The sequence below is a fragment of the Nannocystis sp. genome (assembly GCF_016714285.1).
Taxonomy (GTDB): Bacteria; Myxococcota_A; Polyangia; order Nannocystales; family Nannocystaceae; genus Nannocystis.
The window spans coordinates 165,001-190,879 of sequence record NZ_JADJNN010000014.1; the positions used below are offsets into that span (position 1 = coordinate 165,001).

The 25,879-nt window shown below is 71.1% G+C and carries 21 protein-coding genes, 2 rRNA genes and 2 pseudogenes (1 of these 25 cut by a window edge); 12 read left to right on the forward strand and 13 right to left on the reverse strand.

Annotated elements, in window-relative coordinates:
* From IPJ59_RS23990 to IPJ59_RS24000, 3 genes are all read left to right on the forward strand, one after another.
* Window positions 1–2,204: ribosomal RNA gene (locus IPJ59_RS23990) — 23S ribosomal RNA — on the forward strand (it extends 740 nt beyond the left edge of the window).
* A gap of 158 nt (window positions 2,205–2,362) precedes the next feature.
* Window positions 2,363–2,479: ribosomal RNA gene (gene rrf / locus IPJ59_RS23995) — 5S ribosomal RNA — on the forward strand.
* Window positions 2,480–2,704: 225 nt separating this feature from the next.
* On the forward strand, window positions 2,705–3,808 hold the full coding sequence (locus tag IPJ59_RS24000) for a hypothetical protein (protein WP_293273448.1): 1,104 nt from the start codon (window positions 2,705–2,707) through the stop codon (window positions 3,806–3,808).
* 181 nt (window positions 3,809–3,989) lie between these two features.
* Here the strand turns inward: IPJ59_RS24000 and IPJ59_RS24005 are convergent, their stop codons facing one another.
* Complete coding sequence (locus tag IPJ59_RS24005) at window positions 3,990–4,793, reverse strand: class I SAM-dependent methyltransferase (protein WP_293250916.1); 804 nt, start codon at window positions 4,791–4,793, stop codon at window positions 3,990–3,992.
* Between the two features lie 133 nt (window positions 4,794–4,926).
* Between IPJ59_RS24005 and IPJ59_RS24010 the strand changes: the two genes are divergently transcribed.
* Entirely contained in the window at window positions 4,927–5,319 is a 393-nt protein-coding gene (locus IPJ59_RS24010) for a hypothetical protein (RefSeq protein WP_293250919.1), read from the forward strand.
* On the opposite strand, the gene IPJ59_RS24015 is transcribed toward IPJ59_RS24010, so the two are convergent.
* The 11 genes from IPJ59_RS24015 to IPJ59_RS24065 all read right to left on the reverse strand — a co-directional run bounded on the left by IPJ59_RS24015 (window position 5,282) and on the right by IPJ59_RS24065 (window position 15,931).
* Window positions 5,282–6,370 (reverse strand): hypothetical protein, encoded by a 1,089-nt coding sequence (locus IPJ59_RS24015; protein WP_293273449.1) that lies wholly within the window; start codon window positions 6,368–6,370, stop codon window positions 5,282–5,284. The genes IPJ59_RS24010 and IPJ59_RS24015 overlap by 38 nt on opposite strands.
* A gap of 138 nt (window positions 6,371–6,508) precedes the next feature.
* Window positions 6,509–7,084: a hypothetical protein gene (locus tag IPJ59_RS24020; RefSeq protein ID WP_293250925.1), complete on the reverse strand. Its 576-nt coding sequence runs from the start codon at window positions 7,082–7,084 to the stop codon at window positions 6,509–6,511.
* Window positions 7,085–7,468: 384 nt separating this feature from the next.
* Window positions 7,469–8,674, reverse strand: coding sequence for an NAD(P)-binding protein (locus tag IPJ59_RS24025; RefSeq protein WP_293273450.1), 1,206 nt, complete (start codon window positions 8,672–8,674; stop codon window positions 7,469–7,471).
* 260 nt (window positions 8,675–8,934) lie between these two features.
* Window positions 8,935–10,515, reverse strand: a complete 1,581-nt coding sequence (locus IPJ59_RS24030; protein WP_293273451.1) for a polyamine aminopropyltransferase — start codon at window positions 10,513–10,515, stop codon at window positions 8,935–8,937.
* A 2-nt stretch (window positions 10,516–10,517) separates the two neighbouring features.
* The gene (locus tag IPJ59_RS24035) at window positions 10,518–10,772 is read right to left on the reverse strand and encodes a DUF350 domain-containing protein (protein ID WP_293250934.1); all 255 of its coding nucleotides are present in this window, start codon (window positions 10,770–10,772) and stop codon (window positions 10,518–10,520) included.
* A 2-nt stretch (window positions 10,773–10,774) separates the two neighbouring features.
* Window positions 10,775–10,963: a hypothetical protein gene (locus tag IPJ59_RS24040; RefSeq protein ID WP_293250937.1), complete on the reverse strand. Its 189-nt coding sequence runs from the start codon at window positions 10,961–10,963 to the stop codon at window positions 10,775–10,777.
* Window positions 10,964–10,986: 23 nt separating this feature from the next.
* Entirely contained in the window at window positions 10,987–12,297 is a 1,311-nt protein-coding gene (locus IPJ59_RS24045; RefSeq protein ID WP_293273452.1) for a DUF4178 domain-containing protein, read from the reverse strand.
* Window positions 12,294–12,977: a DUF4178 domain-containing protein gene (locus tag IPJ59_RS24050; protein WP_293273453.1), complete on the reverse strand. Its 684-nt coding sequence runs from the start codon at window positions 12,975–12,977 to the stop codon at window positions 12,294–12,296. Before IPJ59_RS24050 ends, IPJ59_RS24045 begins: the two co-directional genes overlap by 4 nt.
* 67 nt (window positions 12,978–13,044) lie before the next feature.
* Window positions 13,045–13,800: a DUF1295 domain-containing protein gene (locus IPJ59_RS24055; RefSeq protein WP_293273454.1), complete on the reverse strand. Its 756-nt coding sequence runs from the start codon at window positions 13,798–13,800 to the stop codon at window positions 13,045–13,047.
* A gap of 167 nt (window positions 13,801–13,967) precedes the next feature.
* Window positions 13,968–15,278, reverse strand: coding sequence for an NADH:flavin oxidoreductase (locus IPJ59_RS24060; protein WP_293273455.1), 1,311 nt, complete (start codon window positions 15,276–15,278; stop codon window positions 13,968–13,970).
* 8 nt (window positions 15,279–15,286) lie between these two features.
* The gene (locus tag IPJ59_RS24065; RefSeq protein ID WP_293250950.1) at window positions 15,287–15,931 is read right to left on the reverse strand and encodes a TetR/AcrR family transcriptional regulator; all 645 of its coding nucleotides are present in this window, start codon (window positions 15,929–15,931) and stop codon (window positions 15,287–15,289) included.
* Between the two features lie 125 nt (window positions 15,932–16,056).
* On the opposite strand from IPJ59_RS24065, the gene IPJ59_RS24070 reads away from it, so the two are divergent.
* Window positions 16,057–17,949 (forward strand): hypothetical protein, encoded by a 1,893-nt coding sequence (locus IPJ59_RS24070; protein ID WP_293273456.1) that lies wholly within the window; start codon window positions 16,057–16,059, stop codon window positions 17,947–17,949.
* 313 nt (window positions 17,950–18,262) lie between these two features.
* Here IPJ59_RS24070 and IPJ59_RS24075 read toward each other — a convergent pair whose 3' ends face one another.
* Entirely contained in the window at window positions 18,263–18,421 is a 159-nt protein-coding gene (locus IPJ59_RS24075; protein WP_293273457.1) for a hypothetical protein, read from the reverse strand.
* On the opposite strand from IPJ59_RS24075, the pseudogene IPJ59_RS38065 reads away from it, so the two are divergent.
* The 7 genes and pseudogenes from IPJ59_RS38065 to IPJ59_RS24105 form a co-directional block, all read left to right on the forward strand.
* A pseudogene (locus tag IPJ59_RS38065) lies at window positions 18,416–18,697 on the forward strand (DEAD/DEAH box helicase); the annotation flags it as partial. The gene IPJ59_RS24075 and the pseudogene IPJ59_RS38065 sit on opposite strands and share 6 nt — an antisense overlap.
* A gap of 19 nt (window positions 18,698–18,716) precedes the next feature.
* Window positions 18,717–20,951, forward strand: a complete 2,235-nt coding sequence (locus IPJ59_RS24080) for a DEAD/DEAH box helicase (RefSeq protein ID WP_366524671.1) — start codon at window positions 18,717–18,719, stop codon at window positions 20,949–20,951.
* A gap of 788 nt (window positions 20,952–21,739) precedes the next feature.
* Window positions 21,740–22,153: pseudogene (locus IPJ59_RS38070) on the forward strand (ribonuclease H-like domain-containing protein); the annotation flags it as partial.
* Between the two features lie 284 nt (window positions 22,154–22,437).
* Window positions 22,438–22,623, forward strand: a complete 186-nt coding sequence (locus IPJ59_RS24090) for a hypothetical protein (protein WP_293273459.1) — start codon at window positions 22,438–22,440, stop codon at window positions 22,621–22,623.
* 153 nt (window positions 22,624–22,776) lie between these two features.
* Entirely contained in the window at window positions 22,777–23,721 is a 945-nt protein-coding gene (locus IPJ59_RS24095; RefSeq protein ID WP_293273460.1) for a hypothetical protein, read from the forward strand.
* A gap of 28 nt (window positions 23,722–23,749) precedes the next feature.
* Entirely contained in the window at window positions 23,750–24,163 is a 414-nt protein-coding gene (locus IPJ59_RS24100; protein WP_293273461.1) for a c-type cytochrome, read from the forward strand.
* A partial coding sequence (locus IPJ59_RS24105; RefSeq protein ID WP_293273462.1) for a DNA methyltransferase occupies window positions 24,160–25,879 on the forward strand: 1,720 nt, incomplete at its 3' end. The genes IPJ59_RS24100 and IPJ59_RS24105, both read left to right, overlap by 4 nt.

A 25,879-nucleotide genomic window follows, 5' to 3' on the forward strand; every position in this document is an offset into this window, starting at 1 on the left:
AGCAGGCTGAAGCGCGGGTAAGACTGCGTGGAGGGCCGAACTCACCACAGTTGAAAATGTGGAGGGATGACTTGTGGATAGGAGTGAAAGGCTAATCAAGCTGGGAGATAGCTGGTTCTCGCCGAAACATATTGAGGTATGGGGTCGATCGATTTGCGCGGGGGTAGAGCACTGAATGGGCTAGGGGGACCACAATCTTACCGAACCCAATCAAACTCCGAATACCCGCGACAACAGGTCGGCACTCAGGCGCTGAGAGCTAAGTTTCAGCGCCGAGAGGGTAAGAACCCAGACCGGCAGCTAAGGTCCCCAATTCATCACTAAGTGGTAAAGGATGTGGGAGCACTTAAACAGCCAGGAGGTTGGCTTAGAAGCAGCCATCCTTTAAAGAAAGCGTAACAGCTCACTGGTCGAGTGAACCTGCGCCGAAAATTAAACGGGTCTAAGTGATGAACCGAAGCTCCGGGTCAGCGAAAGCTGGCGGTAGGCGAGTATTGTCTATGCGGTGAAGGCATACGGAAACGAGTGTTGGAGCGTAGACAAGAGCTGATGTTGGCATGAGTAGCGATAAACCGGGTGAAAAACCCGGTCGCCGTAAACCCAAGGGTTCCTGGGTAAAGATAATCTTCTCAGGGTTAGTCGGTCCCTAAGGCGAGGCAGAAATGCGTAGTCGATGGGAAGCAGGCGAATATTCCTGCACCAGCACGGTAGGTTTCACGAGGAGGGACGGAGGAGGATAGTCAAGCGACCTGATGGATGGTCGTTCAAGCCGGTAGGGAGGATGCGTAGGAGGCTTAGGCCGCAAACGCGCGTTCAATCCCGAGAGGTGATGAGGGTCGCCGCAAGGCGGACAACTTGATGATTCCAGGCTTCCAAGAAAAGCTTCGCGTGAGTGTACCGCTGTGCTGTCCGTACCGTAAACCGACACAGGTGGGTGGGGGAGAACATCCCAAGGCGCTTGAGAGAACTCGGGTTAAGGAACTCGGCAAATTGACACCGTAACTTCGGGAGAAGGTGTGCCCTTGAGGGTGAGGAGCCGCTAACGCGCGCTCGGAGCCTTTGGGGGTTGCAGAGAATCGGGGGTAGCGACTGTTTATCAAAAACACAGGACTCTGCGAAGTCGCAAGACGACGTATAGGGTCTGACGCCTGCCCGGTGCCGGAAGGTTAACAGGAGATGTCAGCGCAAGCAAAGCATCGAATCGAAGCCCCGGTAAACGGCGGCCGTAACTATAACGGTCCTAAGGTAGCGAAATTCCTTGGCGGGTAAGTTCCGTCCTGCACGAATGGCGTAACGACTTCCCCACTGTCTCGACCCGGGACTCAGCGAAATTGAATCGGGGTGAAGATGCCCCGTACCCGCGGAAAGACGGAAAGACCCCGTGAACCTTTACTGCAGCTTGGCACTGGTTTTCGGATTTGTCTGTGTAGGATAGGTGGGAGGCTGTGAAGTGGGGCCGCTAGGTTTCACAGAGCCAACGTTGAAATACCACCCTGACAAATCTGAAAGCCTAACCGTGGCCCGTAAGCCGGGTCCGGAACACTGCCTGGTGGGTAGTTTGACTGGGGCGGTCACCTCCGAAAGAGTAACGGAGGCGCGCAAAGGTTCCCTCAGGCTGATTGGAAACCAGCCGTAGAGTGTAAAAGCACAAGGGAGCTTGACTGCAACTCATACAAGAGGAGCAGGGACGAAAGTCGGCTTTAGTGATCCGGTGGTTCTGAATGGAAGGGCCATCGCTCAACGGATAAAAAGGTACTCCGGGGATAACAGGCTTATCACGCCCAAGAGTTCACATCGACGGCGTGGTTTGGCACCTCGATGTCGGCTCATCGCATCCTGGGGCTGTAGTAGGTCCCAAGGGTTTGGCTGTTCATGGTTAAAGCGGTACGCGAGCTGGGTTCAAAACGTCGTGAGACAGTTTGGTCCCCTATCTTCCGTGGGCGCAGGAGTCTTGAAGTGGATCTGTCCCTAGTACGAGAGGACCGGGATGGACGAACCCCTGGTGTTCCGGTTGTTTTGCCAGAGGCATTGCCGGGTAGCTATGTTCGGAGAGGATAACCGCTGAAAGCATCTAAGCGGGAAACCAACCACAAGATGAGGACTCCCTGAAGGTCCGTCGTAGACCACGACGTTGATAGGTCGGGTGTGGAAGTGCGGCAACGCATGGAGCTAACCGATACTAATAGACCGCTTGGCTTGACCTTGGTGCCGATTTCCATGGGGAACGGTTTGAACCCGAGGTTCCGAGCGACAAACGCAGATTGTTCGCAGACACAGCATTCTTTGCTCGTCGAAGTCCTCCGGCCGCGCTGGCTGGAGGCACTTCATGGCCCACGGGTAACGTGGGCCATGAGACGGTTTTTCTGGTGGCTATGGCGGAAGGGTCACACCCGATCCCATCCCGAACTCGGTCGTTAAGCCTTCCAGCGCCGATGGTACTGCAGGGGAGACCCTGTGGGAGAGTAGGACGCCGCCAGATCTATGGCCCCCTCGGTGACGAGGGGGCCTTTTTTATTGGTTCGAGGCCCTGAACGGGCGCCGGACGGCCGCCTCGCTGCCTTGTCGGTGATGCGGCGTGCAGCGAGGCCTCACCGCGCCTTCCTTGTTGGCTCGGGCGGCGGCTGAGGGAGTGCTGCCCTTGTCCTTCCCCGGCCGCTGACGGACACTCCGCGCCATGGCGAACTGCGCTCGTGTCCTCTCCTCCGTGGCCCTTTTCTCGGTCATGGCCTGTGACCCCTTCGCTGGCGGGGCCGCGAATACCCAGGGCAGCGGCGGTGGCGGTGGTGGTGGCGGTGGCGGGCTGCTCGGTGGCCTCAGTGGCATCGCGTGCCCGGAGCTCAGCGGTGGCGGCAGCGCGTTGCGGGGCAACTTCACCGCCAAGGCCGGGCTCAACGCGAAGATCGGGGCCTTCGTGCAGGCCAGCAAGGACCTGTTGGCGCTGTCTGGTCGCATGGACGCGGAGATCACGGGGGCTTGCAAGCGGATGGCGGCGGACCTCGGGGTGCCGCCGGCCAAGCTGGTGCCGGCGCAGGGCGTCGCGGCGTCGACGGCGGCGTGCAACGCGGTCTCGGCGGAGATCGGGGCGGCGCTCAAGGGCGGCGTGACGCTGAAGGCAGAGTTCACGCCGCCGAAGTGTGAGGTCAACGCGTCGGCCCGCGCGAGCTGCGAGGGGCAGTGCAAGGTGGAGGTCACGCCGGCGGAGATCGTGGCCAAGTGCGACCCGGGCAAGCTGTCGGGGCAGTGCAAGGGCACCTGCAGCGGCAAGTGCGAGGGGACCTGCAAGGGCACCTGCCAGGGCGAGTGCGCCGTGAAGGACGCCCAGGGGAAGTGCGCCGGACAGTGCAACGGGACCTGCCAGGGCTCGTGCAGCGCGACCTGCCACGCCTCGTGCAAGGGCGAGTGGCAGGCGCCGAAGTGCGAGGGGCACGTGACGCCGCCGAAGGTCGACGCTGACTGCAAGGCGAGCTGCGACGCGAGCGCGAAGATCACGGCGCAGTGCACCAAGCCGGCGCTGAACCTGACCGCGTCGGCCAACGCTGAGGCGCTGGCGAAGGTGCTGGCGACCCTGCGGGCCAACTTGCCGGTGCTGATCTCGGCGCAGTTCAAGATCGGCAAGGAGATCGCGGCGGACCTGCAGACACTCGTGCGCGTGGGTGGGCAGCTGCGCGGCGAGCTGAACGGCGCCGGGAGCAAGGCGGTCGCCTGTGTGACGGCGGCGGTGTCGACGGTCGCGTCGGCGTCGGTCAGCGTGAATGTGTCGTTCAAGGCGAGCGCGAGCGTCAGCGGCAAGGCCGGCGTCGGCGGCTGAGCGCGGGTTGCGGGCGAAGGCCGGCGTCGGTGGCTGAGCGCCGGTGGCGGGCGAGCGTCAGCGGCAAGGCCGGCGATCGGCGGCTGAGCGCTGGTGGCGTGCGATCCGTCGCCAGGGATCGCAGCGTCCGTGAGCAGTCGGGTCGCCGTGGTTGAGTTCGCCGGCGCCGAAGGTGTCGGGTCTAGGGCTTGATGAACTTGAGGATGAAGCGGTCGGCCTGGCCGCGTCGGCCGGCCTCGGCGGCGGCGCGCGGGGAGGCGTTCCAGTCGCGCGCGTCGGCGGGGTTGCGCAGGAAGTCGGCGGTGGCGGCGAGGCGGAAGCCGGCGGCCTCGATCTCGCCGCGTACGAGCGACTCCTCGACGCGGTGGAGGGTCTGGGAGCCGCTGCTGCCGGCGCCGACGAGCGCGCTGTGATCGACGACGACGTAGGCGCCGCCAGGGCGCAGCGCGGCGAAGATGGCGCGGTTCATGGCGGCGTTGTCGACCTTCATCCAGTAGGTGTCGTGATAGAAGAGAAAGTTGATCACGAGGTCGAGGTCGTGGACCTCGGCCGGGAGCGGCTGGTCGAACTCCTGGTCGACGCGCACGACGTTGGCGAAGGCGGGGGTTGCCATGCGCTCGCTGAAGCCGGGCTCGGTGAAGCGCTCGCGGACGAAGCGGGGGTTCTGGGCGTAGACGCGGCCGTCGGGGCCGACGGCGCGGGCGAGCAGGAAGGTGGTGTAGCCCATGCCGGCGCCGATGTCGGCGGCCTTCATGCCGGGCGCGAGCGCGAGGAAGGCGAGCAGATCGGCGGGTTTGCGCCCGGGATCGAGGTCGCGCTCGGACTGCGGCCTCGCGGGGTCGTCGACGATCGCCTGGATCGCGGCGGAGCTGTCCGCAGGGACAGGTGCCGCGGTGGTCGCAGGTGCTGGGGTGGCGGGCGCGTCGGCGGGGATCGGGCGGCAGGCGGCGAGGATGACGAGGAGCGCGAGCGACAGGGGACGCATGCGGGGACGTTATCATCGGCCGCGAGGGGAGCGGGCGGCGTGCAAGCGGCGGGTTCGGGGCGCCGCGTGGGCGGCGTCGCCGGTCAGCAAGGGCGCTTGCGTCGGCGCCGCCTGAGCCCGGGAAACTGGCGTCATGGTCGATCCCGAGGTGCCGCCCCGTCTGCGCTGGTGGTTCCAGGTTCACTGCGTGGTCGACCTGCTGTTCGCGGTGCCGCTGATGATCGCGCCGGTGACGATGCTGTCGCTGCTGGGGTGGACGACGATCGATCCGCTGGCGACGCGGCTGGTGGCGGCGGCGCTGGTGGGGATCGGTGTGGAGTCGTTCCTCGGGGCGGGCACCGGGCGCGAGCACTACCTGGGGATGCTGCGCCTGAAGGTGCTGTGGTCGCTGATGGCGAATCTGGGGATCTTGCTGTCGATCGTGCAGGGGGCACCGGCGGCGGCGTGGCTGTTCCAGGCGATCTTCGCCGGCTTCTCGACGCTGTGGATCACGTACTTTTTGCGCCTGAGTCGCGGTCGCGGGTGAGACCGAGCTGGCCAGCGAGGGCGGGGTTGTCGGAGCCGACGCGCCAGATCCAGCGGTCGAGCAGGTAGTGGGTGGCCTGCGGGACGGCGAGGAGGGCGACGACGAGCGACGCGAGCAGCGGGTGGAGCTCGCCCGTGCTGGTCCCGAAGAGCTGCGGGTGATCGTGCCAGACGAGGCGGTCCCACAGGGCCTCCTCGCCGATGGCGAGCGCGAGCAGGAGGCCGTAGAAGCCGGCGAGCAGGGCGAGGGGGCCGGATCGAGGGAGGCGGGCAGCGAGCCTGTCGCGGCCGCCCGCGAGCCATACGAGGGCCATGTAGGGGACGCCGTGGAGGAAGACGTTGGTGATCGTGAAGATGCGGTCGTCGTCGAACAGGACGATGCCGATGTGCCAGCAGGCGGCGGGCACGAGCACGAGCAGGGGGACCATCGGGTTGGCGCGGCCGCGGCGGGCGAGGACCAGGCGGCGGGCGAGGAAGCCGAGCAGCACGGGCAGCTGGGCCCACAGGGCGAGGGTGCCGACGATCGGCGGGAGGCCGGTGAGGAGGTCGCCGGGCATGAACCAGGCGAAGCTGGTCGGGAGGTTGGCGTGCCACCAGAGCACAGGTCCCAAAGTACATGTCCACAAGGCCAGGCTGATCAGGCGCCGGTCGGCGGGCGACTCGGCGCCGGCGCGGGCGTAGAGGAGGGCGAAGCCGAGGTGCTGCTTGATGAAGTGGAAGATCGCCAGGTAGGCGAGGGCGCCCCAGAAGAGCAGCGGCGACTCGAGGTGGAGCAGGAAGCCGAGCCAGGCGCAGAGCAGCGGGGCGGCGATCAGGCGCGTGCGATGGTGCTGACGGGCGATGGGGTCGAGGTAGCTGCGGTAGAGCGAGGCGTAGACGTGGGCGACGTCGACGAGCAGGACGCCGGCGATCCACAGGAGCAGGCTGTCGTGCGCGGGGGGCTGTGGGTCGAGGACGCCGAGGGCGAGGCCGACGATCGCGGCGAGCAGGCCGGGCAGCACGAACCAGCCGAGATCGAAGGCGGGGCTGCGCAGGAAGGGCCGCGAGGGCATGGACAGCGGCGAGGGTAGCAGGGCGCTCGCTGGGCCGCGCGCGGCGAGGATAGCGGACGGGACGCGGCGACCTCGGCGTGGGCGGCAGGTCCCGCGCGGCGAGGATTGTGGACGCGGCGACCTCGGCGTGGCGTGGCGTCAGGCGCCGCGGAAGACGGCGATGACGCGGGAGAAGCGGCGGCTGAGGCCGGCGCCGCTCTCGACGAAGACGGCGGCGAACTGGTCGAACAGGGACTCGACCTCTTCGAGGTCGGGGAGCGCGTCGGGCGGGACCCCGTCGACGGCGACGTAGGCGCTGAAGAAGTCGGGGGCGTCGCGCGCATAGGGGGCGCCGATCGCCGCCATGAGGCGGAGGGCGGCGCCCCACTGCTCGGCGGACAGCTGGGTGGGGTCGGCGAAGCTGCAGCCCTCGATCATGACGAGGGCCTGGGCGAGGCCCTCGTTGAGCTCGGCCTCGGGGATGGCGTAGAGGAAGGCCATCTGCTCGTCGGGCTCGCACCACACGAGCAGGATGTGGGCGGGGAGCTGGACGAGCTCGGCCTGCGTGAGTGGTTCGAGGGTGTCGAGCTCGAACTCGAGGGCGGCGGCGAAGGGCCGGATGGCCGCGACGATCTGGTCGCGCAGCGTCTGGTAGCCGGTGGGGTCGTGGCGCGAGGCGCCGCGGGTGGGGAAGGCCCGGGACAGCGCTCGCAGTTGCTCGCGGCTCAGCGGCATGATCGACCTCCGTGGGGAGCAGGCAGGATATCGCGACCGCGGTCGCAGGAGCACGCTCGCAAGTGCACGGACGGGATCAGGACTCGATGATCGAGGTGGCGGCGTGGCCGAGCTGGGTGAGCGCGGCCTCGGCCGCGCGCACGCCGGCGTAGAAGGCCTCCTCGAACAGCGGCAGGCCGGTGATGTCGGCGGCGCAGGGGCGTACGCGGGCGATCGGTGCGCGGGCGGTGGCGAGGGCGTCGCCGAAGAGCAGGCCGGGGACGGGGCGGATCATGGCGTGGCCCCAGCGGGTGACGTGGATCTGGGCGATCTCTCGCGCGATGTTGGGGTGCATGGCGACGAGGGCGGCGCGTACGTGCTCGGACCAGTCGGCGAGGCTGGTGCTCAGGAGGCGCGTGCGCTGGGCGCTGAGGGCCGCGGCGTCGTCGCCCGGGAGCGGCTCGTAGTAGGTGATGACGGCGCCGGGGTCACGGACGCTGCGATCCTCGCCGTGGGTGGCGAGCACGTAGCCGAGGCTCCGTTGCGCGGCGTCCGGCGCGACGGGGACGTTGTCCCACGCGAGCGGGGCGCCGACGCCTCGCGGGCGGGCGCGCAGCTCGACGCTGGCGACCAGCCAGGGGCGTAGCTGAGGGTGTTCGCGGCGAGCGGGTCGCGGCCGGGCGGGAGGACGTGCGGGAGCACGAAGCGAGGCGCGGCCCACAGGATCGCGTCGGCGTGCAGGCGGGTGCGGAGCTTGGTGCTGAAGTTGTGGAGCTCGAGGGTGCCGGCGTCGGGGTCGATCGCGGTGACGGCTGTCCCGAGGGACAGGTGGTCGTCGAGCGCGGTGACGGCTGTCCCACGGGACAGGTGGTCGCTCGCTTCGCCGAGGTGGGCGAGGCCCACGAGTGTGGCGAGGCCGCGGATCAGGCGGGCGTTGCCGTCGGGGGCGGTGAGGGTGTGGCCGTCGCGGTTGTCCTCGAGGCCGCGGGCGAGGAAGTGGTGCAGGCCGGCGAAGGCCGAGGTCTGGGCGGCGGTGCAGCCGTAGTCGTCGCGGGTGGCGTAGTCGACGGCCCAGCGCAGGCGCCAGCTGTTCAGGCCGAGGTCGTCGAGGTAGCGGGCGAGGGAGATGCTGTCGAGGTGGCGCAGATCGGCGCTGCTGAGGTCGACGGGGAGGCGGAACAGGCGGCGGCCGTCGGCGCCGCGGCGGGCGTCGAGGGCGAGGAGGTGCTCGCGCCAGCGGGCCCACTGGGCGGCCTCGTCGGGGGTCTCGTCGCGGTCGGGGTACAGGCCCTCGTGCCACAGGAGGCCGACCTGGTGGCGCTCGCTGGGGGCGGAGACGATGGCGCTGGGGAGGTACTCGGCGCGGCCGTGGTGGTCGCGGCCGATGATGAGGCCGAGCTCGGTGAGGAGGAGCTCGAGGGCCGCGCACTCGGGGTGCGGGCTCGGGAGGTAGTGGGCGCCGAGCGGGTGGGGCGAGCGGGGGAGCAGGCCGCCGCGGGCGGTGCCGCCGAGTTCGGGCTCGAGCTCGACGAGGTAGAAGTCGCGGAGGCCGGCCTTGCGCAGGCGCCAGGCGGCGGACAGGCCCGCGACGCCGCCGCCGACGATCGCCACCTGGGTGCGGAGCTCGCGGGTGACGGGGCCGTTGCGGAAGGCCGGGTCGCGCAGGCTGTGGGCCTGCGCGGGGTCGGGGCCGACGAAGGCGAGGACGGGCGGCGGCGGGGCGGCGGGCTCGCAGGCGGCGGCGAGGCCCGCGGCGGCGGCGGTGGTGAGCAGGCGGCGGCGGCTCAGGCTGTCCGGAGGGACAGGTGCGGCGCGTGACAGCCTGTCTGGAGGGACAGGTTGTGCCGGGGCTGTCCTTGGGGACAGACATATCAGCTCCGGCGGCCGCCGGGGCCGCGCAGGTCCTGCTCGTAGTAGTGGACCAGGAGCTGGTCGCTGAGGCGGTTGATCTCGACCTCGGGGGGCTGCTGATCCTGGGGGAACACGAAGAGGCCGGGGAGGAGATCGTCGCTCAGGTAGTGCAGGGGGGCGGCGGCGAGGCGCTGGGGGACCGGGCGGGCGGCGTGGGAGACGAGGACGAAGCCCCAGTCGCCGAAGGAGGGGACGTGGGCGTGGTAGGGGCGCGGGTGGAGCTCGGCGGCGGCGAGGGTGGCGACGATGCACCAGAAGGAGCGCGGGGCGAGGTAGGGCGAGGTCGCCTGGATCACGCCGACGCCGTCGGGGGCGAGGGCGTGGGCCAGCAGGCGGTAGAAGGGGTGCGAGTAGAGCTTGCCGAGCGAGAAGTTGTTGGGGTCGGGGAGGTCGACGAGGATGAGGTCGAAGCGGGGGCCGCCGCTGCGCAGGTGCTCCTCGAGCCAGCGCATGGCGTCGGCGTTGTGGATCGCCACGCGGGGGTCGCTGAGGCTGTCCTTGTTGAGCCCGCGCAGCATCGGGTCGCGGCGGAACAGGTCGGTCATGCCGGGGTCGAGGTCGACGAGGTCGACGTGGGCGAGGGCGGGGTACTTGAGCAGCTCGCGGACGGCGAGGCCGTCGCCGCCGCCGAGGACGAGGGCGCGGGCGGCCCCGGCGGCGGGCGCCTCGGACATGGCGGGGTGGACCAGGGCCTCGTGGTAGCGGTGCTCGTCGACGCTGCTGAATTGCAGGTTGCCGTCGATGTAGAGGCGGAGGTCGTCCTGCCAGCGGGTGAGGGTGAGGCGCTGGTAGGCGGTCTTGTTGGAGAAGATGACGGGGGCGTCGTAGAGCTGGTTCTCGGCGAAGCGCTCGATGCGGTGGCCGACCGCGAGGAGCGCGGCGAGGATCACGGTGATGATGAGGCTGCCGAGGAGCGCGGCGCGGGGGCGGGCGAGCTGGTGGCGGAAGGCGCGGGCGCAGGCGAGGGCGACGCCGGCGTTGAGCAGGCCGAACAGCAGGCTGGTGCGGACCAGGCCGAGGTGGGGCAGGAGGGCGAGGGGGAACAGCAGGCTGGCGAGCAGCGAGCCGATGTAGTCGAAGGCGAGGACGCGGGCGACCAGGTCCTTGAGCTCCTGGCCGTCCTTGAGGATGCGCATGAGCAGGGGGATCTCGAGGCCGACCATGGTGCCGACGAGGATCAGGATCGCGAACAGGAGCGGGCGGACGGTGCTGAGGTAGGCGTAGCCGAGGAACAGGCTGGCGGCCGAGAGCCCGCCGACGACGGCGATGATGAGCTGGATGGTGATGAAGCGGTCGTGGAGGTCGCGCTCGATCGACTTGCTGAGCCACGAGCCGAGGCCCATCGCGCTGAGGTAGACGCCGATGACGAGGCTGAATTGGGTGACGGAGTCGCCGAGCAGGTAGCTGGCCATCGTCGCGGCGATGAGCTCGTAGACGAGGCCGCAGGTGGCGACGACGAGGACGGTCGCGAGCAGCAGGCGGGCGCCGGGCGGCGGGCCATCGGCGGGGCCATCGGCGGGCTGGCGGAGCGGGAGGGGCACGATCAGCCGGAGACGGCGGCGGCGATGATGATCGAGATGCCGATGATCAGCGAGCCTAGGATGACGCCGAGGGCGGTGTTCTGGTCCTCCTCGATCTCCTTGCGGATGCTGAAGGGGGAGACCTTGACGACGATGATCCAGGCGACGCCGAAGAGGGCCATGCCGAGCAGGGCGAAGGCGGCGGCGGAGACCAGGTGGTCGAGGATCTCGGGGCCGAGAGTGGCGGCGAGGAGCGTGGTGGACTCGGGTGCTTGCATGGTCACTTTCCTCCTTGATAGCCGCCGCCGTACCAGACGAAGACGCCGGCGCCGCGGACGGTGCCGCCGGCCGGGTCGCGTTCGACCCTGCCGCGGTCGGGGGTGGTGGTCAAATAGTTGCCGGCGGCGCCGTCGAGGGCGAGCAGGAGCAGGGCCAGGCCGGCGCAGATCCAGTAGGTGGTGCGGAACATCGGTGGGTCTCCTCGAGGACGGCTCAGGACGAATAGTCGCTGTTGTTCCAGCGGCGGCGCTCGAACAGCCAGCCCAGCAGCCAGGCGAGCAAGGGGAAGCACAGGATGACGGTGAGGGCGAGGACGCTGTAGCGGGTGAGGTAGACGTCCTGGCGGACGCTGACCTCGTACTCGGTCGGGGTGCTGCCGGTGCCGCCGCGCTGGGGCTGGATCTGCAGCAGATACTGGCCGCCCGCGACGCCGCCGACGGTGTGGGTGGTGCGGCTGGTGCCCTCGTGCCACGACTCGCCGCCGTCGATGCCGTGGTAGTAGCTGGCCTCGATGCCGAAGCCGACGGCCTCGTCGTTGGCGAGGTTGACGAGCAGGACGTCGGCGTAGGCCCAGGCGTTGTCGAGCGGGCTGGCGGCGAGGGTGAACTCGATCGCGGTGGTCTCGCCGGGGGTGCCGATCTTGATCTCCTGGGCGAAGGGCTCGTCGAAGCTGATGTTGTCGCGCTGGAAGGCGACGGTGGGGTGGCGGGTGGCGGCGAGGCGGTCGCTGAGCAGCCACCAGGCGGCGACGAAGACGAGGCAGGACAGCCACATCGATCGGCGGCCGCGGTGCCAGTGGTTCGGGCGCAGGGGGCCGATGCCGCGGGTGCGCGGGGGCTTGCCGGGCTGCTGGAAGGCGCGCCAGACCTCGGCGGCGTCGATGTGGTGGGCGACGGTGAAGTTGAGCTCGACGCCGTCGGGGCCGCTGGACTGCTCGATCGAGAGGCCGAGCGGCGGGGCGACGAAGTCGTTGATCTCGGCCTTGTCGTCGACGTGGACCTCCCAGGTGAACTCGCCCTCGACGTAGGTGACGACGGCGATGGCGCCCTGGAAGTGCTTGTAGCGCTGCTTGTCGAAGCGGACGCCGTGGTGGCGCTGCTTGAGGATCTCCGGGGCGCCGTCGAGGGCCTGGCCGAGCTGCCAGTGGCCGTCGCTGTTGCTGTAGATGAGCCAGCGGACGCCGTGCCAGGGGTTGAACAGGAGGAACTCCTGCCAGGGGTAGGCGACGCCGTCGACGACGCAGCGGCGCCAGCAGATGCCGATGATCTCCCACTCGATACCATCGAGCTGGCCGCGCGCGTGCAGGGGCAGGACGGATGGTTGATGTTTGCGCGAGGCGGCCTCGAGCAGGGTGAGCGCGCCGGAGTCCTCGGGGGCGAGGGTGCTGCCGCAGTGGGGGCAGACGACGCGCTGGCGGGCGCCGAAGCTGTGGAGGGCGATCGGGCCGCCGCACGACAGGCACTTGATCGTCTCGACCTGGGCCTCGTCGCGGAACAGCTTGAGCGGCGGGGTGGGGCTCGTCATGCGGGCGGGCCTCCTCTGGCCCAGCCGGCGAACTTGCGCAGCGGGTGCAGGCCGATGGCGAGCAGGTCGACGGCGCGGCCCATGTAGAGGGTGGGCTCGCGGTGATCGGGGCGCTCGCCGTAGTCGAGGGTCATGAACTCGCCGTCGTGGCCGCGGAGGTCGACGCTGTAGTACCTGTCCCCGGGGACAGCCGCGAAGGGGAGGCAGCCCTCGGCGCCCTGGTAGCTGGCGACGCGGCGCTCGACCGGGACGTAGGGGACGCCCTGGACGACGATCGGCTGGCCGAGGGCGCAGCCGGAGTAGGCGGGGACCTTGCCGGCGACGATCGACTTCTCACGCGGGCGGGTGATCGCGTAGCTGCCCTGGGCGTCGCTGAGCCAGCCGACGCCGCCGTCGGCGAAGTTGATGAACCACTCGTTCCAGGTGCCGCGGCCGTGGCGGAGCTGGAGGCGACCGACGACCTCGAAGGGGACCTTGTCGACGCTGGCCTTCGCGCCGAGGACGATCGGGCTGCCGTTGTCGAGGAGGGCGGAGACCTTGCCGATCAGCTTGAGGTCGACGCCGGTGCGGACGACGGTGCTGCCGCAGTACTCGCAGACGAGCGAGACGGCGGTGCCGCGAAACGGGGCCGGCGCGCCGCACTCGGGGCAGGAGACAGCGTCCGTGCGGGAGGGCTGCATGGCCGTCGGCGACGATGCCACAGCCGGCGGACCGCGGAAAGCGTGGCGCCGGTGGGATCGCGCGCGATCACAGCAGGAAGGGGAGCACGGCCTTGCGGCCTCGCGGATAGTCGGGGAAGCGCTGGCGGTACCAGCGGTGGTGACTGAGCGCGCGCGGGATCAGGTTGGCGGCGGTGAAGACGACGAAGGTCCAGCCGGCGAGCGAAGCGGCGGCGAGGGCGAAGCCCGTCCACTCGAGCAGCTCGCCGAAGTAGTTGGGGCAGGAGACGAGCTCGTAGAGGCCGCCGCGGGGGATCTTGTAGCCGGTCTCGCCGGGGCGGCGCAGGCCGGCGAGGACGCGGTCGGCCCAGCGGTTGATGCGGTAGCCGGTGACGAAGAGGATGAGGCCGATGATGAAGGCGGGGCTGTACAGCCAGGCGTCGGTGTAGCTGCCGAGCTCGGACAGCCAGCGGGCGTTGAGGTAGGCGTTGATGAGGTTGAAGGTGAAGCCCATCGCCACCACGCTGACCGGGGTGCGGCCGCCGGGGCGCATGCTGAAGGGGAACACGAAGGTGCGCTGGAGGTAGTGGGCCTGCCACATGGCCGCCAGGACCAGCGGGGTGGCCTCGAGCGCGTGGCTGCCGGCGCAGAAGATCGCCAGGAAGGCGAGCACGGCGGGGGACTCCATCACCACCCAGGCGTGGCGTGTGTCCATGGTGGGACCCCAGCCGCCGCGGGCGTGGCGGCCGTAGGGCGCCGAGAGGAAGTGCAGCGCGAGGGCGCTTACCGCCGCGGTGAGCAGCACCCCAACAATCAGGCGGGCGTAGAGGTCGGCCTCGATCATCGCGGCGAGAGAGTACACGCGGCGGCCGGCCGCGGGCGACCGCGGAGGTCGGCCTCGATCATCATGGCGAACGGCAGGGACCGTTCCGGCGGCCGCTCAGGCGACCTTTATCGCCGGGGCCGCGGGCCCGCTCGGCGTCCTCTGGAGCGTTGGTGAGGGCTACGAGCTCAGGCGACCTTCATCGCCGGGGCCGCGGGCTCTCCGGGGGGGCGCGGCTTGCGGATCTTGTGGATCTCGGGATTGTAACAGACGCCTGGCATGCCGAGCATCTGCGGGACCAGGCAGCGGTTGCAGCTCTCGCAGGCGGTGCTGGTGGCGCTTGGGGCGTGGGCCTCGGCGAGGAAGCGGGCGGCGAGGTCGGGCTCGGCGTAGAAGGGGCGGCCGATGCCGATCATGTCGGCCTGGCCGCGGGCGAGGATCTCGGCGGCCTCCTGCGGGGTGCGGATGCCGCCGACGGCGAGCACGGGGATGTGCACGGCGGCCTTGATGGCGGCGAAGACGTCGCGGTTCCACACCGGCGCGAAGGGGTACTTGCGGGCCGCGAGCCACAGACCGGCGTACACGGCGGCCGAGCGCAGGTGGGTGCCGGTGGCGCTGAGCAGGCGCTTGCGCATCGCCGGGCTGGCGAAGGAGCGGCCGGGAAATTCGCCGCGGCAGATCGAGCTGTTGGGGAGGGCGTCGGCGACGACGGGGGTGAGCGCGACGAAGCCGGCCTCCTCGGCGATGCGGGCGACCTGCACGCCCTCGTCGAGGGTGATGCCGCGGCCGAAGGGGGTCTCCTCGACGGCGGTGTACTTGAGCAGGACCGGGAAGTCGGCCCCGGCCTCGCGCACGATCGCGGCCTTGATCTCGCGCAGGAAGGTGGTGCGTCCGTACACGTCGCCGCCGTAGCGATCCTTGCGGCGGTTGAAGGTGGGGCTCTGGAATTGGTGGAGCAGCTTGGCGTTGCTGCCGGCGAGCTGGACGCCGTCGTAGCCGGCCTCGCGGGCCCAGGCGGCGACCAGCCCGAAGCGCTGCGCGAGCTGTTCGACCTCGGCGGTGCTGGGGATGTGAGTGTCGCTGCGGCTGAGCGCGCGCAGCCACAGCGGGAGGCGGCTAGGCGCGAGCGGCGGGGCGGAGCGCGAGGGGGCGAACTGGCGGTGCCAGCCCTCGATGGCGAACAGGCCGCCATGGCCGAGCTGAATGACGATCTTGCCGCCGGCCTCGTGGACGGCGCGGGTGAGCTTGCCGAGGTTGCGCATGCGATCGCGTTCGCCGATCGCCGACATGCCCGGGGAGGTGCGGCCCTCGGGGAGGACGATCGTGTTGCCCTGGATGACGAGCCCGAGTCCGGCCGCGACGTTGGGGACGAAGTGCTGCGCGTAGGTGGCGGCGGGATCGCGGGTGTTGCCGGCGCCCTCGAGGACGGGCGCGCGGTACAGGCGGTTGCGCAGGGTCAGGGTGCCGAGGGCGATCGGGTCGGTGAGGCGGACGGTCATGGCGGCTTTCAGGCTTCGGGCGGCAAGATCTGGGCGAGGGTTAGTTCAACGAGGGCCTCGATGTGCCGGCGCCGACGCTTGAGGGCGGCGGGCGACAGCACGTCGCGGCGAAACAGGTCCGCGAGCAGCGGCTCGTACAGAAATGGGGCGATGATCGCCCCGAACACCGAGACGATGATCTCCTCGAGGTTGCCGAGCGAGGTGACGCTGCGGCGGCCGACGAAGGGGCGCAGGATGTCGACCAGCGGGCTGAGATACTCGTGGGCGACGCGGCGCAGGTGGGGGTCGTTGTTGAGGAGGGCGCGCTGGACCAGGCGGGGGAAGTCCCGCTCCTGGGCGAGGTGCTCGAGGTATGCGCCGATGCCCCGATGGATGCGCTCGCGGGGCGTGCCGGCCTGGGCGAACGCGGAGAACAGGCGGCCCTTGAGGCCGCTCATCGCCTCGTCGATGACCTGGCGGTAGAGGCCCTCCTTCGAGCCGAAGTGATAGCGCACCAGCGCCGGGTTCACGCCGGCGGCGCGGGCGATGTCTCGCACCGACGCGGCGGCGTAGCCGACCTTGGCGAAGGCGTTGCGACCGGCGGTCAGCAGGGCCTGGGCAGTGCGGTCGCCGCGTTCCTCGCGGCCGTCGATGCGGGGCTCGGGTGTCGTCATCATCGGGAACGGTACTCCATTTAGTTGCACAGGCGTGTAAGCGAGTCCAGGGCTTTGTTGCACGATCGTACAAGCACCGATGCGCGGGTATGTTCGGTCCCGGAGCCGCGTGTTATGGTCGCGGCATGGCCCGCCTAAACCTGACCTATCTGTGCGTGGCGCCCCTCCTGGCCGGTCTCGCGGGGCTGATGACCTCTGCCTGCGGGGGCGACGGCGGCGGGTCGACGGAGGCCAGCACCGGGCCGGGCGTCAGCTCGCTGCCGGACACCAGCACCGGCGACCTGCCGACCACCACGGTGCCGGCGAGCACGGGCGGGCCGGGCAGCACGGGCTCGGGCTCGGAGAGCGCCACCCAGGCCGACACCAGCGCGGGGACCACGACGATGATGGTCGACCCGAGCACCAGCGGTGACACGACGAGCCTGAGCACCGGCGCCGACACGCTGCCGCCGCCATGCGAGGCGGGCGAGGTCGTGTGCGAGGGCGACATCGCCAAGGTCTGCGACGGCATGGGCGGCTACACGGAGGAGACGCCGTGCGACGGCGTCTGCGCGCCCGGGGTCGGCTGTCTGCTGTGCGAGCCGGGCAGCACCGTGTGCGACGGCAACGTGTCGATGAAGTGCAGCGACGACGGCATGGCGCAGTTCGTCAACGAGGCCTGCGACGAGATCCAGGGGATGACCTGCAACCCCGACATCGGCCTGTGCGACGGCGAGTGCGCGCTCGAGAACCTGCAGCTGAGCTACATCGGCTGCGACTACTACCCGACGATCACGCTGCAGCACGACAGCTACAACGGCGGCACCAAGATCTTCGCGGCGGTGATCGCCAACACCACCGGCGCCGACGCCAACATCACGATCACCCGCGGGGACATGATGGTCACCAAGCTGGTGGTCCCGGCGGGCGAGGTGAAGGAGGTGCCGCTCAAGTGGGTCAACGAGCTGACCAAGGGGCTCGGGCCGAGCAAGCTGACGCTCGACGGCGCCTACCGCCTGCGCTCGGACCACCCGGTCACGGTCTACCAGTACAACCTGCTCTACGCCGACGCGAGCAACGACGCCTCGCTGCTGCTGCCGGTCAACGCGTGGACGGGCGACTACCTGGTGGCCTCGTACCCGCACGCGATGGCGAACAACTACCCCGGCTTCTACGCTGTGGTCGCGCGTCAGGACGGCACCAAGGTGACGCTCACGCCCTCGACCACCGGCAACAAGGTGCAGGCCGGCGGCGGGGTGGCGGCCGATGGCACCGGCGAGGTCATGCTGAACGCCGACGACGTGCTGCAGGTGGCGACGGCGGCGGGCGGCGATCTGACCGGCACGCTGATCAAGGCTGACAAGCCGGTGCAGGTGATCGGCGGCCACAAGTGCAGCCGCGTGCCGCAGGCCGTCGACCTGTGCGACCACCTCGAGGAGGCGATGTTCCCGCTCGAGGCGCTGGCGCAGGAGTACATCGTGATCCCGCCGGTGCAGTCGCCCAACGACAAGGCCGACCAGGGCCAGGTGGTCCGCATCATCGCCAGCGAGGCCGACACCACGCTCACGTTCACGCCGGACCAGATGGTGGCGAAGAAGCTGGCGAAGGCCGGCGACTTCGTCGAGATCGTCGACACGGTCGCCAAGTTCAAGGTCGCGGCCGACAAGAAGATCCTGGTCGCGCAGTACATGATCGGGCAGGGCGGCGGCTACGGGGCGCAGGACCCGTCGATGCTGCTGGCGGTGGCCACCGAGCAGTACCGCAAGGACTACCTGTTCCAGGCGCCCAACTCGTGGGACGCCAACTACGTCGACATCATCCTCAAGAGCGGCACCACCGTCAGCGTCGACGGCAAGCAGGTCGCGGGCTTCGTCAAGATCGCGGGCACCGAGTTCTCGCTGGCCCACGTGCTGCTGAGCAAGGACGGCACCGGCTCGCACACCCTGACCGCGAGCGACCGGGTCGGCATCAGCGTCTACGGGATCCAGGACTTCGGCAGCTACTGGGTGGTCGGCGGCCTCGACCTCGACCACATCTAAGGAGCCGTCGGTTCACGGCTGCGGGCTACGCGCGAAGCCCGGGCGGGAGATCTCCCGGACCGTGGCCTGTGGGCCTGCGCGGGCCGCGTGGTGCCCGTGAAACGCCCGTAAAACGCAGGCTGGGTGGCCCTGCAACGATCTTGACGACGGACGCTGAACGGGTGTACTTGCCCATGCAAGTGTTCAGTGTGCAACGTCCCAGGGCAACGATGCTAGAGCACCCGTCAGGCCTCCCCCGCGCGCGTCCCTCCTTCAACCCGAGGCCGGTCCACGCCAGGATCTGCCTCACCCGCCGCGGGGGAGCCTGATGTCTTCACAGGTTGTTGGGTTGGTGGCTGGGGCTGCTGGCGTGGCTGCGCGGGCTCTGGCGCGGCCGGGCCTGGCGGCACCCGACACGGACGCTCGCCTCGCCGCCATCGAGGCCGAGCTGCTCGCCGGGCTGAACGGGGCGGCCGAGGTCGTCGCGGTGCACCGCTCGTCGGCTCGCGCAGGTGAGCTGGTCGCGTGGCCCGAGGTCGGGTCGCCGATCGACCCGCGCCTGCGCGCCGCGCTGGCCAGCCGTGGCATCGAGCGACCCTACGCGCACCAGGCCGCGGCGATCGCGGCGGCGCTCGCGGGTCGCGACGTGGTGCTGGCGACGGCGACGGCCTCGGGCAAGTCGCTGTGCTTTCAGGTGCCGATCATCCAGGCGGCGCTGGCCGACCCGCGGGCGCGGGCCCTGCTGCTGTTCCCGACCAAGGCCCTGGCCCGCGATCAGCTGCGCAGCCCTGCGAGAGCTCAAGGAGCCAGGGACGAGCGAGGGCCTGATCGGCTGCGGCGCCTACGACGGCGACACCCCGCCCGACGAGCGTCGCGCCGCGCGGGCGCGGGCCGCCGTGATCGCGACCAACCCGGACATGCTGCACCGCGGGATCTTGCCGCACCACGAGCGCTGGTCGGCGCTGCTGGCCAACCTGCGTTACGTGGTGATCGACGAGCTGCACAGCTACCGCGGGGTTTTCGGCAGCCACGTGGCCAACGTGTTGCGGCGGCTGTGGCGGGTGTGCGCCTACCACGGCTCGCGGCCCACGATCATCGCCTGCTCGGCCACCATCGCCAACCCGCGCGAGCTGGCAGCCGCGCTGACCGGCCGCCCTGACTTCACCCTCGTCGACCGCGACGCCTCGCCGGCCGGGCCGCGCACCTTCGTGGTCCTCAACCCCGCGGTGGTCGACCCGCTCACGGGCGTGCGCCGCGACTACCTCAAGGTCACACGCGCGGCCACCGGGGCGTTTCGTCGCGGCCATGTCGCGACCCTGGCCTTCTGCCGCACGCGCAAGGCGGTCGAGCTGCTCACCCGCTATCTGCGCGAGGACGAGGCCGGCGTGGTCCCGAACCAGAGCGGCCCCGGCGGCGGCGTCGACCCGATCGCCCTGGCCCGCGCCGAGAAGCGCATCCGCGGCTACCGCGGCGGCTACCTGCCCGAGCACCGCCGCGAGGTCGAACAGGCGCTGCACAGCGGCGAGGCGCAGGTGGTGGCCACGACGCACGCGCTCGAGCTCGGCATGGACATCGGCGGCCTCGACGCGGTGGTGCTCGCCGGCTACCCGGGCACCCGCGCGGCCACCATGCAGCGCTCGGGCCGGGCGGGTCGCCGCCGCGGCGCCGCGCTGACGGCGATGGTGTTGTCCTCCGACCCGCTCGATCAGTGCATCGCCGCCGACCCGGGCTTCCTGTTCGACGAGCCGCCGGAGCACGCCCGCGTCGACCCCGACAACCCCGAACTGCTGATCCCGCACCTGCGCTGCGCGGCCTACGAGCTGCCGCTATGCGGCGAGGAGGGCCTGGCCGGGGTGCCCGCGGAGGAGCTCGCGCCGGTGCTCGAGGACCTCGCGGCCGCCGGGGTGCTCCACGCCGAGACCGACCCCGAGGGCCGCCGTCGCTTCTTCTCGGTGGGCGAGTCGTTCCCGGCCGACAAGGTCGACCTGCGCAGCAGCATGGAGGAGAACTTCACCGTGCTCGAGCAGGCCCCGGGCCTCGCCAGCGACGGCCGCCTGCTCGCCGAGGTCGACTTCGAGGACGGCCCGCTCTACCTCCACCCCGGCGCGATCTATCCGATCGAGGGCCAGACCTTCGAGGTCGTGCGCCTCGACTGGAGCGAGCGCAAGGCGTACGTGCGGGCGGTCGAGGCTACCTACTACACGGAGGCCGTGTGCCAGCTGAAGGTCCGCGTGGTCGCGCCGATCGCCATCGACGAGGCCCGCGGCCGCGGCCTCGGTTACGCGCATCTGGTCCGCAGCGTGCCCGGCTTCAAGAAGCTGCGCTTTCGCAGCCACGAGAACGTCGGCTTCGGACCGATCAACCTGCCGGACCTCGAGCTGCACACCGTCGCCGCGTACTGGACCCTGAGCGCCGTCGTGCTCGCGCACGTCGTTGATCCGGGCCGCCGGGCCGCGGCCGCGCTGGCGGTCGGGCACGCGCTGCACCACGGCGCGGCGATGCTGCTGATGTGCGACGTCTCGGACCTCGGCCACGCGGTCGCGGCCAGCCCGGGCCGCGGCGCGGCGGGCCAGTGGGCCCCGGTGGTCGGCGGTCGCGGTCGCGTCAGCCAGGAGGTGCTCAGCCAGGCCAGCGCGCTGCCCTGCGTCTACCTCTACGACAACATGCCCGGTGGGGCCGGTCTCGCCAGCCAGGCCCATGCGCTCGGACCCCTGCTGTTCGAGCGGGTGATCCGCATCCTCGACGGTTGCAGCTGCAAGGGCGGCTGCCCGACCTGCCTCGGGGTCCCGCGCGGGCCCGTGGCAGCGCGGGTCGAGCCAGCGGCCGAGCTCGCCGAGCCAGCCGCGAGCTTCGGCCTGCTCGGGCGCCTGCGGGCCGCTCAGGTCGGACGGCCCGGGCTTGGGGCCGGGGTAGGGCCGGGGATAGGGCCTGTGGCGCCGATGCTGCGCCCGATCGACCTGCGCGCCGAGCTGCGGAGCGACGCGCTGCACCTGCTGCACGCGCTGCGGGAGGCCGGGGCATGAGCCTGCGCGACCGCTTCGCGCTTCACTGGCGGGGTTCCGGCGGGCTGTCCGAAGGGACAGGTGCGGAGCGGGTCGCGGAGCGTGAGCGCGGCGCGATCGTCGAGCTGTCCCGAGGGACAGCCGCGGCGCCAGCACCCCGTGAACCGACGCTGGACCGCCATGTGTCGCCGCGCCCGGGCCTGGCGAGCCCCAGCCGCACCGGCCCCGCCGAGCGCCTGGTCAGCGCGCCCGAGCTCCGCGCTCGCGGCACCGCCTACGGGCACGGCGTCTACCGCCTGTTCGTGCGGGGCCGGGCCGCCCGCGGGCCGCTCGAGCTGCCGCGCGTGAGCGGCGTCGACGTCACGCTCACCCGCGGGCCGCTCGAGCTGCAGCGCGTGAGCGGCGTCGACGTCACGCTCACCGGCGAGTTGTCGCCGCGCCCCGTCGCAGCCCCGACTCGGCGCGAGCCGTCCTCGATCTCCGACGAACCGGCGGCGACGCGCAGCGATCCCGCGATCCCTCGCAACGAAGTCGTCACGCCGCGCCCCGCGGCCCCGCTCGACCCGCATGACTTCGGCCCCGACCGCGGCGGCTACCTGCGCCGCGTCGTCCTCTGGCCGCACGCGCAGCCCCGTCCGGCGCTCCTGGGCGGCGCGCTCGCCCGCCTCGAGCTCCCCGATCGCAGCCGCTGCGCAGCGATGCTCCCGGGTCTGCTCGCTCGCGCCGCCCCAGCCGGGAGCGCGGCGCCGGTGGTCTTCCTCGACGTCGAGACCACCGCCCTCGACCGCGGCGCCGGGGCGATCGCCTTCATGATCGGCATCGCCGTGCTGGTCGACGGCGGCCTGCAGATCGAGCAGTGGATCTTGACCCGCCTGTCCAGCGAGGGGGCGATGCTCACCGACCTGCTCACGCGCCTCGCCACCCTGGCCGGCGCCGGCGCCGTGCTGTCGACCTTCAACGGCGCCAGCTTCGACCTCCCGCTGCTGCGCGCCCGCCTGCGTCGCGCTGGCCTGTCGTCGCTCGCGCTCGAGCGGCCCCACCTCGACCTCCTGCCGCCGGCGCGTCGGATGTGGCGAGGCAACGGCGCCGACTGCCGCCTCGGCACCCTCGAGCGCACCCAGCTCGGTGTGCGCCGGGTCCACGACATCGCCGGGCACGAGATTCCCGCCGTGTTCTGGGCCTGGTTGCGCCGCCCCGACGATCACGAGGTCCAGGCCGTGATGCGCCGCGTCGCCGACCACAACCTCGCCGACCTCGTCACCTTGCCCGCCCTCGCCGCGGCGCTGCACGCAGCCATCACGGCCCCCGCCGACCTCGACGCCGCCGTACGGGCGGCCGAGCATCACCTCGCCGCCGGTCGTCGCCGCGAGGCGCTGGCCCTGCTCGAGCGCTGGCACCCGCGCGTTGCCCCATCCGCCCAGCGACGCCGGGCCCTGCTCCTCGCCGCCGACCTCCTGCGCCGCGAGCCGGCCTCGCGCGGCCGTGCCGCCCAGCTCTGGGCCGAGGTGTGCCGGATCTCCCCGGCGACCCCGCCGCGCATGAGGCCCTCGCCAAGCATCTCGAGCACCACGCTGGCGACCCAGCGCGGGCGCTGGAGGTCGCCCGCGCGTCGACGGCCCCGTGCCCCCGTCGCCTGGTCCGCCTCCAGCGCAAGCTCATCGCTCGCCTGCCGGCCGCCGCCCCGCGTGCGTGAGCGAGTCCTTTGGGCTGCCTCTTGGCTGCCTGTTGCCGGCCTGTCCGGTGCGAGTCGGGCCGGCTTCCGGGCGGCCGGTGCATGCACGTTGGCTGCAGGTCCGTTGCCGGTCCGTTGCGCTGGGGTCGCCCGTGCTGTTAGCGTGGGCCTGACGTGCTCGGCGCATCCAGGCTCATGGTCCAGACGCTCGCCCGCGGCGGCGTCTGCCTCACGCTCAGCGGCTGCATGGCCCTGGTGCCCCAGCTCGAGCCGACCGACTTCACCAGCATCGAGCAGGGCAGCTCGCGACGCGAGCGCGACCAGCTCCGCAGCGACAACAGCATCAATCGCCACTACGAGCCGCAGGGCACCCGCTACACCAAGGGCAACGACCCCGGCACGGCCCGCCGCAGCTGGCAGTCGCTCGACGCGATCCTCCGCTCCGACGAGAACAGCTCCGCCGCCCTCCCGGCCAAGCAGCTCCGCCGTTCGCGCGTGTTCACGGCCCTCGCCGTCGCGTCCTCCGTCCTGTTCGTCGCCGGCATCGCCACCACCGCGCGCGACGGCTTCAGCTTCCGCGACCCCTCGCCGGGCAACGCCGTCCTGCTGGGCGGCGCGCTCGGCTCGGTCGCCTTCGCGGTCGTCGCCGGCGTGTTGTTCCGCCGCGCTCGCAGCGGCTACGACCGCGCCGTCGACGTCTACAACGACAGCCTCGGCGTGCGCCTCGGCGTCATGACCCCCGACGGCAGCTACATCCCGGCCCCCGAGGTCGAGGTCGACGCCCAGGGCTTCGTGATCACCGAGGACCGCCTCCCGCCCGGCGCCCAGGGCCCGCGCCCCGCCGCAGCACCCGCACCCGCCGCAGTACCCGCCGCAGCACCCGCACCCGCCGCACCCGTCGCAGCACCCGTCGCAGCACCCGTCGCAGCACCCGTCGCTCCTGGCCCCGCACCCGCACCGGACACCTCGGTCCCCACCCGCGAGACCCAGCCCGTCCCGCCACCGGCCCTCGCTCGCCAGACGACCCCCGGCCAGGCGCCCCGTCTTGCGACCCCGCTGCTCGCAGCCCCCCGCTCCAAAGCCCCCGTGGGCGCGCTCACCCTGCTCCCGCAGCGATAACCTGGCCCTTCGGTTACAGTCGGCCGCGATGCCGTACGACTCCCTGGCGCGCGCGCACAGGTCCCGAAGGACAGGTCGTCTCGCGCTGCTCGCCGCGCTGCTGCTGCCCGCGTGCAGCGAGCCGACCGGCCCCGAGAAGCCGATCGACGGCGCCCGCCTCTACGCCCAGCACTGCGCGCGCTGCCACGGCCCCGACGGCAAGGGCCTCAAGGAGGTCCCCGGCGTCCGCGACCTGACCGACGCCAACCTCATGGGCATGCTGACCGACGATCGCGTCAAGGCGACGATCCGCATGGGCAAGCCGCCGACGATGCCCGCCTTCGCCCACTTCGCCGAGCCCTCGCTCAAGGTCCTGGTCGCCTTCGTGCGCCAGCTGTCGTCGCCGCCGGCCGCCGCGCTGGCCGGGCCCGCGCCGCTCGGGGCGACGCCGCCTGCGCCATGAGTGCCGACGACGCCCGCCCCGAGCTGCGCTGGCCCGGCAAGCGCGGCGGCCTCACGCCCGGCCCCGGCCTCGCCCCCTTGCTCGAGCAACAGGTCGGCCCGCCCGACGCTGCCAGCAACCTCCTGATCTGCGCCGACAACCTGCTGGCGATGGACGCCTTGCTCGCGACCCACGCCGGGGCGATCGATCTCATCTACATCGACCCGCCCTTCGCCACCGGCCACGACTTCGTGCGCACCAGCTTCACCGAGGGCGAGGCGGCGGGCGAGCCCCGCGGCGAGCTGCAGACCCACGCCTACCACGACCGCTGGCCCGGCGGCGTCGCTGGCTTCCTGCGTATGCTCGAGCCGCGCCTGCGCCTCGCCCACCGCCTGCTCGCGGCGGACGGCAGCCTCTACCTGCACGTCGACCCGACCGTCGGCCACTACGCCAAGATCCTGCTCGACGAGATCTTCGGCCCGGCCTGCTTCCAGCGCGAGATCGTGTGGCGGATCGGCTGGCTCTCCGGCTTCAAGACCCGCGCGAACAACTGGATCCGCAACCACGACCTCATCTTCTTCTACACCCGCGACCCCGCCCGCTTCAGCTTCCACAAGCAGTACGTGCCGCACCCCGAGGGCTACCGTCGCCGCGACGGCAAGCCCCCACGCGCCCGCGGCGTGCCGATGGAGGACGTCTGGAACGCCAACAGCGCCGAGTTCGCCCTGCGCGGCAAGGACTCCCTCGACTCGATCCAGATCAAGAGCTTCTCGCGCGAGAAGACCGGCTGGGCGACCCAGAAGAACGCCAGCCTGCTGCGCCGCATCATCGCCGCCAGCTCCGACCCCGGCGATCTCGTCGCCGACTTCTTCTGCGGCTCGGGCACCACGCTGGTCGCCGCCGCCGAGCTCGGCCGCCGCTTCATCGGCTGCGACTGCGCCCCCGCGGCCGTCGAGCTGGCCCACGCCCGCCTTGTCCAACATGGCCTCACGGACATGTCCGAAGGCGCAGTTCGCTTCGCGCGCTGCAGCCTCGGCAGCGGCGAGCGTCGGGTGTGGCTGGGGGAGGGTGGGGCGCGCGAGCACGTCGCCCGGCTGCTGCGCCACCACGGCGCCGAACCCCTCCCAGACGCCGCGGCCCTCCACGGCCAGCGCGGCGAGTTCGGCGTGCTGGTCGGCCCGCACGACGGCCCCGTCGATCGCGCCGCGGTCCAGCGTGGACTCGCCGAGGTCGCCGCCCGCGGCCTGCGCGGCCTCGAGGTCCTCGCCTGGGAGTTCGGCTTCGCCGCCGCCGAGGACCTGTCCCTCGGGACAGGCCTGTCGCTGCGCTGCCTGCAGATCCGCCGCGAGCTGCTCGACGATCGCTGCCGCGACGGCGCCGCCCTCGGCGAGCGCCCGGCCTTCGACTTCACCTGGACCCCGGTCCCCGACGCCCCGCACGCCGTCCAGGTCGGCCTCCGCGGCGCCAGCCTGCGTCACCCCGAGCTGCTGGCGCCCGGCCTGCGCGCCGCGCTCACCGACTGGCGCGCCCTCGTCGAGTCGTGGTCCGTCGAGTTCGCCGCCGAGCCGGACCGACCACTGCGCCCCGACCAGCGCTGGCATCGCACCCGCCAGCAACCAACCCTCGGCCTCGACGCCGTCCCCCATCACTACCCCGGCGCAGGCCCCTTCCTCGCCCGCGTGCTCGTCGTCGACTGCTTCGGCGCCGCCCACGAGCTCCGCTTCACGGTCACCTGGC